Annotated in this window: 8 protein-coding genes; 1 reads left to right on the top strand and 7 read right to left on the bottom strand. The window is 64.7% G+C overall.

Annotated features, from left to right (window positions below; translation table 11 throughout):
- Positions 1-267: 267 nt before the first annotated feature.
- Positions 268-3,057, top strand: a complete 2,790-nt coding sequence (locus F4U94_RS14375) for a TonB-dependent receptor (protein WP_120252333.1) — start codon at positions 268-270, stop codon at positions 3,055-3,057.
- Positions 3,058-3,214: 157 nt separating this feature from the next.
- On the opposite strand, the gene F4U94_RS14370 is transcribed toward F4U94_RS14375, so the two are convergent.
- From F4U94_RS14370 to F4U94_RS14340, 7 genes are read right to left on the bottom strand one after another with little or no spacing between them, the layout of a single operon-like run.
- Positions 3,215-4,348 carry an NAD(P)/FAD-dependent oxidoreductase gene (locus F4U94_RS14370; RefSeq protein WP_120252334.1) on the bottom strand — a complete coding sequence of 378 codons (1,134 nt, stop codon included), beginning with the start codon at positions 4,346-4,348 and terminating at the stop codon, positions 3,215-3,217.
- Positions 4,349-4,359: 11 nt separating this feature from the next.
- Positions 4,360-5,730: an FAD/NAD(P)-dependent oxidoreductase gene (locus F4U94_RS14365; RefSeq protein ID WP_150411942.1), complete on the bottom strand. Its 1,371-nt coding sequence runs from the start codon at positions 5,728-5,730 to the stop codon at positions 4,360-4,362.
- Positions 5,712-6,017: a (2Fe-2S)-binding protein gene (locus F4U94_RS14360; RefSeq protein ID WP_150411941.1), complete on the bottom strand. Its 306-nt coding sequence runs from the start codon at positions 6,015-6,017 to the stop codon at positions 5,712-5,714. Before F4U94_RS14360 ends, F4U94_RS14365 begins: the two co-directional genes overlap by 19 nt.
- Entirely contained in the window at positions 6,014-7,822 is a 1,809-nt protein-coding gene (locus F4U94_RS14355) for an ABC transporter ATP-binding protein (protein WP_120252336.1), read from the bottom strand. The genes F4U94_RS14360 and F4U94_RS14355 overlap by 4 nt, the downstream gene beginning before the upstream one ends.
- Positions 7,819-8,646, bottom strand: coding sequence for an ABC transporter permease (locus F4U94_RS14350; protein ID WP_120252337.1), 828 nt, complete (start codon positions 8,644-8,646; stop codon positions 7,819-7,821). The genes F4U94_RS14355 and F4U94_RS14350 overlap by 4 nt, the downstream gene beginning before the upstream one ends.
- On the bottom strand, positions 8,643-9,623 hold the full coding sequence (locus tag F4U94_RS14345) for an ABC transporter permease (protein ID WP_197716472.1): 981 nt from the start codon (positions 9,621-9,623) through the stop codon (positions 8,643-8,645). Before F4U94_RS14345 ends, F4U94_RS14350 begins: the two co-directional genes overlap by 4 nt.
- Positions 9,623-11,155: an ABC transporter substrate-binding protein gene (locus F4U94_RS14340; protein WP_249042050.1), complete on the bottom strand. Its 1,533-nt coding sequence runs from the start codon at positions 11,153-11,155 to the stop codon at positions 9,623-9,625. Before F4U94_RS14340 ends, F4U94_RS14345 begins: the two co-directional genes overlap by 1 nt.
- Positions 11,156-11,163: the final 8 nt, after the last annotated feature.

The raw sequence follows: 11,163 nt of genomic DNA, 5'->3' as shown, positions 1-11,163 counted from the left end.
CCGCCCATCTGTCGGGGCGGTCGGAGGATGGGGAAGAGGCAGGCTAGCCGGATGGACGGCGATCGTCCAAGTCCAAAAGCGGCATGATCCAGCCATATCTTGGCATGATTGCGGCCATGCAACCGGTGTCCATTGCGGATCGGTGCAAGCTGTGCATCGATCCATGCCGGATTGAGATTGGCATTTTCCGCTGTCGCGGCAGTATCCAGACAGAACCGATCCGGTGCCATAGCCCGGACAATTAGGATGAGGGGAGTGAGAAAGGCCATGAACGGCACCACCAACCGCTGCAAGGCGATTTTGAGCCTGACGACCGCGATCGCGACGATCGCTCTGGCGCCGCATGGACTGGCGCAGGCCGACCCGGTTTCGCCGCAGGCCGATGCGCCGGTCGCCGATATCGTCGTCACCGGCTTTCGCGCCAGCCTGAACAATGCGCTGGCGATCAAGCGCAACGAAACCGCCACGGTCGATGCGATCAAGGCGGAGGATATCGCCGAATTTCCCGACCTAAACCTGGCCGAATCCTTGCAGCGCATCCCCGGCGTCGCGATCAGCCGCGTCAACGGGGAAGGGCGCAACATCTCCGTCCGCGGCCTTGGCCCCGAATATACCCGCGTCCGCATCAACGGCATGGAAGCGATCGGCACCAGCGGCGGCACCGACAATTCAGGTGGCGTGAACCGGGGTCGCGGCTTCGACTTCAACATCTTCTCGTCCGACCTGTTCAGCAACCTGTCGGTGCGCAAGACCGCGACGGCCGATGTGGAGGAAGGGTCGCTGGGCGGCACGGTCGATCTTCAGACGTCGCGCCCGCTCGACTATCGCAAGCCCACGGCGGTCCTCTCCGCCGCCGCCAGCTATAATGATCTGCGTCAGAAGACGACGCCGCGCCTGTCCGGTCTGGTCGCTACCCAGACGGACGACGGGCGTTTCGGCGTACTGCTGTCGGTCGCCTATGAAGAGCGGCGGATCAAGGAAGAAGGCGCCAACATCACCCGCTGGAGCTATGGCGGATTCAATAACGGGTTCAATGCCGCTTCGACCCTGCCGGGCTATACGATCGGGCAGATCAACAATAATAATCCCGATACCGCGCTGTATCACCCGCGTATTCCGGGACTGGTCAGCTATGACATTTCCCAGAAGCGCCTCGGCGCGGCGGGATCGGTCCAGTTCAAGCCGACCGACCGCACGCTGATTTCGATCGACGGCCTCTATTCGCGCCTGGACGGCACCCGCAAGGAAGCGCAGCTACAGGCGATCAGCTTCAGCCGATCGGGCACAGGCAAGCCGCAGACGATCATTCGCGACGGCGTGGTGGACGACAACAACAATATCGTCAGCGGCCGGTTCGACAATGTCGATCTACGCTCCCAGGCGCGCTATGACGTGCTGAAGACCGAATTCTACCAGTTTACAGGGTCTATCGACCACCAGTTTACCGACCGGCTGAAACTCTTCGCCATGGGTGGCTATGCCAGTTCGGAATTCACCAATCCCATCCAGACCACGGTGACGATCGACGCGATCAACACCGGCAATTTCCAATATGATTTCTCGACCCGCTTCCCGAATATCCAGCCGGGCGTGGACGTCGCCAATCCCGCGACATGGAGCTTCATCAACGGCACGTCGGAAGTGCGCATCCGGCCCCAGAGTGTCAGCAACGCCTTCACCACGGCCAAGGGGCATGTGGAATGGGAAGCGATCGACGGCATCACCTTCAAGGCGGGGCTGGACTGGCGCCGGTTCGAATATGGATCGACCGAGCGCCGTCGCCTGTCCGGCGAAACCGTAGTCGCCCCGCTGACCGCCGCGCAGCTGGCCGGCATGACCACGCTCTTTTCCGGCTTCGGCAAGGGGCTGAACGTACCCGCCGGCACGCCGACCGCCTGGATCGTGCCCAATCTCGACGCCTTCATCGCGCAGGGCGGCATCTACACCGACCCGCGCTACGCCACCGGCGGGATCGAGAATGCGACCGCGCGCGGTTCCTACATCAATGTGAAGGAGGAGGATGTCGGCGTCTGGGGTATGACCCAGTTTAATTTGCAGGATATTGCCGGCGTGCCGATCCGGGGCGACATCGGCCTGCGCTATGTGAAGACCGACCAGTTCTCCACCGGCTATGCCAGCCAGGGTACGGCGATCAACCTGGTCACCGCCGATCGCAGCTACAAGCGCTGGTTGCCCTCATTGAACCTGGTCGGCAACATCACCGATACGTTGCAGGTCCGCTTCGCCGCCGCCAAGACGCTGGCCCGTGCCGGCATCGCGTCGCTGACGCCGGGCGGTAATTTGAACGTGTCGGGTGGCAACCGCACCTATAGTTCGGGCAACCCGGACCTGAAGCCGACATCGTCGAAGAATCTGGACGTTTCGGTCGAATGGTATCCGATGCCGGGCGCGATCTACGCCATTTCCGGCTTCCGCAAGGATATCGGCAGCTTCGCCCAGACGCTGAGCGTGGGCGTGCCCTATAGCAGCCTCGGCCTACCGGACGCATTGCTCAACGGCACGACGGCGTCGCCGGGCGATATCTTCATCGTCAGCCAGCCGGTCAATTCGGACGGCGGCATCCTCAAGGGCTTCGAAGTCAATGTGCAGCAGCCCTTCAGCTTCCTGCCGGGTGTGTTCGCCAATTTCGGTGTGATGGCCAACTATACCTATGTGACGTCGAATATCGAATATCTGACCTCGGCCAGCGGGGCGACATCGGTGACGGCGCCCTTGGTCGGCCTGTCCAAGCAGGCGGCCAACGCCACCCTTTATTATGAGGACAAGAAGTTCCAGATCCGCGGATCGGTGGCCTATCGCTCCAAATATCTCACCGCGGTGCCGGGCACGGAAGGCAATGCCTATAATGGCACCAACAGCACGCTCAACGTCGATGCGCAGGCCAGCTATAACCTGACCGAGAAGATGAAGATCAGCATCGAGGCGATCAATCTCACGGACACGAAGAACGACCAGTTCGTGGATGAGACGAACCGGCTCAACGTGCTGACCCACAGCGGTCGCCAGTTTAATTTCGGCGTACGTTACAGCTTCTAACCCTCCCTTTCCCGAAGCACGCCGACCTGACGCCGGTTGCCTGATCAGGCAGCCGGCGTCATTTTTCGTACGGGGGAGAGGGTCGTTTCAAGCAAACTCCGTTCGGGCTAATACCAATATTTGTTGGTGGCCGCCCGAACGGAAGAGGGCGTAACTGTCAGGCCTGCGCGAAGCGGGCGATATCGTAGGGCGCCATCGGGATGTCGGTCGCGCCCTTGGCGATGATTTCCGCCATCGTTTCGCCCACGCCCGGCCCGATCTGGAAGCCGGAACCGGAAAAGCCGAAGGCGTAATATAGCCCGCTGGTCGTCGCGCTCGGGCCCATGACCGGCTGGCTGTCGGGCAGATAGCCTTCGATGCCGGACCAGACGCGGATGATGTTGAGCTTGCCCAGTTGCGGGGCCAGCCGACGGATATGCTTCAACTGGCTCAGCGTGTTCTGCGGCTCGACATAGGCGCGATATTGATCGGGGAAGGAGGGACCACGCGTGCTGCCCCCCAGCACGATATTGCCGCGCGCCACCTGCCGGAAATAGACCGTCTCCTCCTCCAGCGGGGTCATGACGCCTACGGCCGGATGGATCGCATAGGGCACCGGTTCGGTCACGCTCATATTCGGTCCGCGCGGCACGATCGGCACCGGCTCACCAAATTGCGACGACAGGGCGTTGCCCCAGGCGCCGGCCGTCACCAGCAGGATCGGCGCGCGGAAGGTGCGCCCGTCGGCGGCCGTGACGATGAAATCTTCGCCCAGCTTCTGCGCGTCGATAATCTTCGTATTTTCATGCACGACCGCGCCCAACTTCTGCGCTGCGCGGGCGAAAGCCGGGGCGGCAAGGCGCGGATTGGCATGGCCATCGGTCGGCGAATAGGAACCGGCCAGCACATCGGGACCGAAGAAGGGGAATTTGTCGCGCAGCGCATTGCCGCTCAGCAGTTCGAGGTCGAGGCCCTCCAGCCGCGCCTTGTCCGCATACTCCTCCATCGCGCCAACCAGTTCGGGCCGCTCGCGATAGCAGACGCGGATATGGCCGGACTGAAGATATTCCACATCCGCGCCCAGCAATTCGCGCGACTTGCGCCAGATGGCGATGGCGCGATTGGCGAGCGGCAGCTGATGAAATCCGCGCCCCTGCCGCCGCACATTGCCGAAATTGGTGCCGCTGGCCTGCCGCCCGATCAGGTCGGTTTCCAGCAACGTGACGGACAGGCCATGGCCGCGCAGGAACAGCGCGGCGGATGATCCCATCAGCCCGCCACCCACGATGATGACGTCGCTTGCCCCATTCATTGACGGGCCCATCATTCTTCTCCGATCGCGATGGTCAGCGGCTTGACCGGCGCCTGTCCGCGCAGGCGGCCGACCTGTTCGACCGGCACGCCAGCCTCGGCGGCGATCAGTTCGGCGGCGGCTAGACCGCAATAGCGACCCTGACAACGGCCCATGCCGACACGGCTGAACGCCTTGGCCCTGTTCGCCTCCTTCGCCCCCGTTTCGCGCATGACCACGCGCAGATCGCCCGCCGTCACGCCCTCGCAGCGGCATAGGATCGCGTCATCGGGCAGCTTTGCCGCCTGTTCGACAGGCCATGGGAAGGCCTTGGCCAGTCCGCGCGCGAATTTGGCATAATTGGCGACGTCGCCGCGCAGGCTCGCCATCTCGCCCTTGTCCACCGAAAGGCCAAGGTCGACCAGCGCCGCCAAGGCCGCCAGCCGTCCGCTCGCCTCGGCCGATCGCGCCCCCAATATCTTTGCGCCGTCGCCGGCCAGATAGACGCCCGCGACGCTCGCGCGCCCATCGCCATCGCGCTCGGGCAGCCATTGCCGCGTGCCGGGATCGAAGGCGAAGGCGCAGCGCGCCAGATCGGCCAGCTGGGTTTCGGGGCGCAGATGATAGCCCATCGCCACCGCGTCGCAGGCGATCGTCTCTTCGCGACCGGAGGCGGTGCGGAACCGCACCCCGTCGACGCCGCTTTCCACGTCGCCCATGATCTCCACCGGCGTCACGCCATGCTGCACAGTGACGCCCGCGCGCTTGAGCGTCCGGGTCAGCGCCACGCCGTTCCACAGCACGGACGGCATCGCCAGCAGGTCCGGCAGCGCCTTCAGCCGCGCGGAGAAAGGTGACGTATCCAGCACCGCCGCGACATCCGCCCCGGCCTCCACATATTGGCTGGCGACCAGATAGAGCAAAGGCCCGGAGCCCATGAACAGGACCTTGTGCCCGATCGACACGGCCTGGCTTTTCAAGGCCACCTGCGATCCACCAAGACTATAGGCGCCGGCAAGGTTCCAGCCCTTGACCGGCATCAGCCGATCGGTCGCGCCGGTGCAGAGCAACAGCGCGTCGAACGGGATGGCCTCCTGCACGGTGCCGCTCGCGGTCCACAGCTGTCCGGCGGCGATATTCCACACCAACGTTTCGGGCCGATAGTCGATCGCGCCCTTCAGCCCGTCGAACGTCTCGTGCAGGGCCTTCGCTCGCCCGGCCTCGGTGCCGTAGAGTTTCTCATAGGGGCGGGTGAAATTGTCCGGCTGGCGGCGATAAATCTGTCCGCCGTCGCGCCGGCCTTCGTCGATGACGATCGGGCGGATGCCGGCCGCTACGCAGGCCTCCGCCGCGCGCGTGCCCGACGGCCCGGCGCCGACGATAATTATACGTGGTTTGGCCATGATGCCCCCGGCTGGCTGGTCAATATGCGCTGGCCCGATGCTGCCAGCGTGGAACAGGCGCGCAGGCGATCGCCGCTTTCGGTCCACACCCAGCAATCCTGACAAGCGCCCATCAGGCAGAAGCCGGCGCGCTTTTCCGGCCCGAACTCGCTCTGGCGCAGCCGGTCGCCCGCGCTCAGCAGCGCGACCATCAGCGTGTCGCCTTCCAGCGCCTCGATGGGCGCGCCGTCGACATGCAGGGCAACGGAGGGGCGATCGGTTTCGCCCAGGCGCACGAACCGGCTCATGACGCGATCAATCTTTCATCTCCATGATGGCATAATATACGGCTGCCCTTTGCCAGCGGATGGCGGGGCGGCGGGGTGGTGTTGCACAGACCCTCCACCCGTGCGGCGCAGCGCGGCAGGAAGCGGCAGAGGTCGGGATGGTCGCCGGCCGGGCCGATCGGCGGGGGCGCGGCACCGGCATGGCTTTCCTCCAGCCAACCCGCGCGCATTTCCGGCACCGATCCGATCAGCAGATCGGTATAGGGGTGGAAGGGGCTGGACTGGAAGGCGGCGCGCGGCCCGGTTTCGACCATGGTGCCGGCATAGAGCACCAATATATCGTCGCAAATGGCGCGCACCGTGGAAATATCATGGCTGATGAACATGGTCGCGATGCCCAGATCGCGGCGCAGATCCGCCATCAGGTCCAGGATCGCCGCGCCGACCACCGTGTCCAGCGCCGACGTGACCTCGTCGCACAATATGAGCTGCGGGTCGGCCGCCAGCGCGCGCGCCAGGTTGATGCGCTGCTTCTGCCCGCCGGAAAGTCCACCGATCGGCCGGTCGATCAACGCGACCGGTAAGCGGATGAGGTCCAGCAATTCCGCCACGCGCATCCGCACGGCATTGCCCTTCAAACCATGATAAAAGGCCAGCGGACGCTGCAATATTTGCCCCACGCTATGCGCGGGATTGAGCGCCGTGTCTGCATTCTGAAACACCAGCTGGATACGGCGGAACTGTTCGCGGCTGCGCCCCTGCAATCCGGGCGGCAGCGGCTCGCCGTCCAGCAGCACCTGCCCGCTTGCCGGGGGCAGCAGGCCGGCGATGACGCGCGCGATGGTGGACTTGCCCGACCCGCTTTCGCCGATCACGCCCAGCGTCGCGCCACGCTCGATCGTCAGGTTGATGTCGCGCAGCACCGGTATGCGCGGCCGGCCATCCTTGCCGATCTTGCCATAGCCCGCCGTCATGCCCCGGATTTCCAGCAGCGGCGCGGCGGGAATGTCGGCCTTCACCGGCGTCGGGCGGATCGCGGGCCGGGCTGCGGCCATCAGCGTTTTCGTATAGTCGTCCGCCGGACGATGCAGGATTTGCGCCGCTCCGCCGGCTTCGCGAATGCGACCTTGATTGAGGACGACGATCTGGTCGGCCATCTGCGCCACCACGGCCAGGTCGTGCGAGACATAAATGGCAGTCGCGCCGCGCTCCAGCACCACGGCCTTGAACGCGCGCAGCACTTCGATCTGGGTGGTGACGTCCAGCGCCGTCGTCGGTTCGTCCAAGATGACCAGTTCGGGATCGGTGATGAGCGCCATCGCGGCCATCAGCCGCTGCAATTGCCCGCCCGACAGCTGGTGCGGGTATCGCGCGCCGATCGTGTCGGGGAAGGGCAGGGCGAGCGCGCGGAACAGCTCGACCGCCTTCGCCTCTGCCGTGGCGCGGGGCATCAGGCCATGGATCATCGCCGGTTCGATCACCTGATCCATGATCGTGCGCGACGGGTTGAAGGCCGACGCCGCGCTCTGCGCGATATAGGCGATGCGGTTGCCGCGCAGTTGCGCCAGCGCAGGCCGGTCCAGCGTCGTGATCTCCGCATCACCCACGCGAATGGAGCCGCCCGCGATCGTCGCGCCGGGCCGGGCATGGCCCAGCAGCGTCAGCGCGATCGTCGTCTTGCCCGATCCGCTTTCGCCGATCAGCGCCAGCACCTCACCGCGCTTCAGTGCGAAGTCGATGCCGCTGACGATCGGAAACGTCTCGCCCTTGGCATTGCGCGCGGTGACGCACAGATCCTTCACCGCGACATGGATGGCATCGGTCATGCGCGCTTCCCCCGGCCCGGCAATCCGTCGATCAACAGGTTTACGCCCACGGTCAGCGTGGCGATGGCGACGGCCGGCGCGATGATCGCCAATGCGCCTTCGCCAAGCCCCGAAATATTCTCGCGCACCAGCGACCCCAGATCCGCGTCGGGCGGCTGCACGCCAAGGCCCAGGAAGGACAGGCCCGACAGCAGCAGCACGATGAACACGAAGCGCAGGCCGAAATCGGCAAGCAGCGGGTGGATCATGTTGGGCAGGACTTCGGCGATGGCGATATGGAAACGGCCCTCGCCGCGCGCACGGGCGACCTGCACATAATCCATCTGGGCAAGGTTCACCGCCAGCGCGCGGGCGATGCGGTAATTGCCCGGCACATAGGTGATCGCCGCAATCAGCAGCAACAGCGGCAGCGAGGAGCCGAAGGCGGCGACCAGCACCAGCGAGAAGATCTTGGACGGGATGGAAATCAGCATGTCCATGAAGCGCGATAGCGGCTCGTCGACCTTCGCGCCACCCACCGCAGCCGTCAGCGCCAGCGCCGTGCCGGTCGCGCTCGCCAGCATCGCGGCTGCGGCGGCGAGGCCCACCGTATAGCGCGCGCCCGACAGCAGGCGGCTCAGCACATCGCGACCCAGATAGTCGCTGCCCAGCCAGTGCGCGGCGGACTGGCCATCGAACACGTCATAGGCGACGAAAGCACCGACCGGATAAGGCGCGAGCATCGGGCCGAAGAGGGCTACGGCCAGCCAGAAAAGAACCAGCGCCAGCCCGAGTTTGCCGGACAAAGGAAGCGCCTTGGCCTGCGAAAGAATATGAGCGATCATTGCGCACGCAGCCTGGGGTTGGCGAGGATCGCGGTCACGTCCGCGATCAGCATCAGGAGGAGATAGGCCGCGCAGAAGATCATCGCGCAGGCCTGAAGCAGCGGCATGTCGCGGCTGGTGACGGCATTGACCATCAGGCTGGCAAGGCCGGGATAGTTGAAGATCGTCTCCACGATCACCGCGCCGCCCAGCAGATAAGAGAGGCTAAGCGCCATGGCGTTGACGATCGGCGCGATGGCATTGGGCATGATATGCCTCAGCACCACCTGCACCGGCGCGACGCCCTTCAGCACCGCCATTTCGACATAGGGGCGATCCATCTGGTCGATCACCGCGGCGCGGGTCATGCGCGCCATCTGGGCGATCACGATCACGCTCAGCGTCAGGATCGGCATGGCGACCCCGCGCAGATAATCGCCCCATCCCATTTCCTGCGAGGCCATAGCGATGGAGGGCAGCCAGCGCAGCTTGACCGAGAAGATCAGCACCGCAATGGTCGCAACCAGAAATTCGGGCACCGCCACCATGGAGAGGGTCGCGACATTGAGCGCGCGGTCCAGCCGCCCGCCCCGGTTCATCGCCGACCCGATGCCGATCGCAAGCGCCACCGGCACCGCAACCAGCGCCGTCAGCGCCGCCAGCAACAGGCTGTTGGGCAACCGTTCGCTGATGACGTCGGACACCGGCATGTTGGCGACCAGCGACTGGCCCGGATCGCCGCTGACCATGCCGGTCAGCCAGCTAGCGTACCGGACATAGGCCGGGCGATCGAGGCCCATCTCATGGCGAAGCGCCGCGACCTGCTGCGGGGTGGCGCTCTGGCCTAGCGCTTCCTGCGCGGCGTCGCCGGGCAACAATTGCGCGATGATGAAGATCGTCACCGACACCAGCAACAGGGTCAGCAACGACGACGCGAAGCGTTTGCCGATCAGGGTCAGCGCAGCCTTCATGCCGCTTTGGGAGGCGCCACCCGCCATCAGCCTTCCCACCAGACATGTTCGGAAAATTGATAGCCCATCAGGCCGCCCAGCGACACGGGATAGAGGCCCTTGAGCCGGCGATCATAGCCGTCGATCAGGCTGATGAAGACCGGAATGCCGACGCCGCAATGATCGCGGACCAGCCCCTGCATCTCGCCATAAAGCTGTTTGCGCCGCGCCTGATCGGCCTCGCCCCGTGCCTCCAATAGAAGCTTATCGAAACGGGGATTCTTCCATCCGCTCTCGTTCCATGCCGCGTCGGATTTGTAGAAGAGGCTGAACAGCAGGTCGGCGGTCGGGCGGGGGTTGGTGTTGCCGAAGCCCAGCGGGTGTTTCATCCAATGGGTCGACCAGTAACCGTCCGCCGGCACCCGGTTGACCGCCAGCTTCAGGCCCACGCGCGATCCATATTCCTGCAGGATCGATGCCATGTCGACCGACCCATCGGCGGCGGGCGCGGCATAGACGGGCATGCGCACACCGGTCAGGCCCGCACGCTGCAAATGCCATTTCGCCTTGTCCAGATCCAGGCTGCGCTGCGGCAGGTCGGCGCGATAATAAGGATGGAAGGGCGGGATCGGCTGGTCGTTGGCGATGGTCGCATAGCCGCGATAGAGCGCCCGTTTGATGAGAGGACGGTCGATCAGATATTTCATCGCGGCGACGAAATGCGGATTGCCGGTCGGCAATTGCCGCTGCTGCATGATGAGGTTGGTGTAGAGGCCCGACTGGGTTTCCAGCAGCGCATGGCCGCGCGACGCCATGATCCGCTTGGTGGAGCGCGGATTGACTGCGATTACCAGATGGACGTCGCCCGACAGCAGGGCGTTCACGCGGCTGACTTCATCGGGAATGCCGATCAGCTCGATCTCGTCCAGATAGGGCTTCCCCGCTTTCCAGAAATTGGGGTTGCGCCGCGCCAGCGTGCGCACGCCGGGGCTGAACTGCGCGCACATATAGGGGCCGGTACCGTTGGCGACGCGAAAATCCTTCGTGCCGGCGCGCAGGATCAGGAAATGGGATTGCGCCAATATGGCGGGCAGATCGGCATTGGGACCGATCAGGGTGATGACGACATCGCGGCTACCCACCGCCTTCACCTGCGCCAATTGCTCGGCGATCGGCGCCATTTTCGATCCGGTCGCCGGGTCTTTATGGCGCAGCAGCGACCAGACCACGTCCTGCGCGGTCAGGTCCGCGCCGTCATGAAAGGTCACGCCCTTGCGCAGGCGGATATGCCACACCGTCTGGTCGCTGCTCTCGATCCGTTCCGCCAGAGCCGGCCGGGGGATCAGATGGCGGTCCATTTCCGTGAGGCCGCTGTAGAACATATAATGGCGGACATAGTCGGTCGACAACGCGCCCTTGGCTGGATCGAGCGTGTCGGCGGTCGAGCTGGACAGGCTGGCGACGCGGATGCGTCCGCCCTTGCGCGGCTTGGCCGCCGCCAGCGCGCCGTCGGGCAGGATCAGCCCGGCGCCAAGGCCAAGCCCGGCGCCAATGAGATCACGCCGGGAAAAGGGCGGCATATCGTCCA

Origin of the sequence: Sphingobium limneticum (assembly GCF_008710155.1) — a bacterium.
Classification (GTDB): domain Bacteria; phylum Pseudomonadota; class Alphaproteobacteria; order Sphingomonadales; family Sphingomonadaceae; genus Sphingobium; species Sphingobium limneticum.
This window is presented reverse-complemented; position numbering and strand designations above follow the sequence as displayed.

Excerpts from the sequence above, each read along its gene's own strand:
- F4U94_RS14375 (WP_120252333.1), top strand. The coding sequence starts at position 268 with ATGAACGGCACCACCAACCGCTGCAAGGCGATTTTGAGCCTGACGACC.
- F4U94_RS14370 (WP_120252334.1), bottom strand. The coding sequence starts at position 4,348 with ATGAATGGGGCAAGCGACGTCATCATCGTGGGTGGCGGGCTGATGGGA.
- F4U94_RS14365 (WP_150411942.1), bottom strand. The coding sequence starts at position 5,730 with ATGGCCAAACCACGTATAATTATCGTCGGCGCCGGGCCGTCGGGCACG.
- F4U94_RS14360 (WP_150411941.1), bottom strand. The coding sequence starts at position 6,017 with ATGAGCCGGTTCGTGCGCCTGGGCGAAACCGATCGCCCCTCCGTTGCC.
- F4U94_RS14355 (WP_120252336.1), bottom strand. The coding sequence starts at position 7,822 with ATGACCGATGCCATCCATGTCGCGGTGAAGGATCTGTGCGTCACCGCG.
- F4U94_RS14350 (WP_120252337.1), bottom strand. The coding sequence starts at position 8,646 with ATGATCGCTCATATTCTTTCGCAGGCCAAGGCGCTTCCTTTGTCCGGC.
- F4U94_RS14345 (WP_197716472.1), bottom strand. The coding sequence starts at position 9,623 with ATGGCGGGTGGCGCCTCCCAAAGCGGCATGAAGGCTGCGCTGACCCTG.
- F4U94_RS14340 (WP_249042050.1), bottom strand. The coding sequence starts at position 11,155 with ATGCCGCCCTTTTCCCGGCGTGATCTCATTGGCGCCGGGCTTGGCCTT.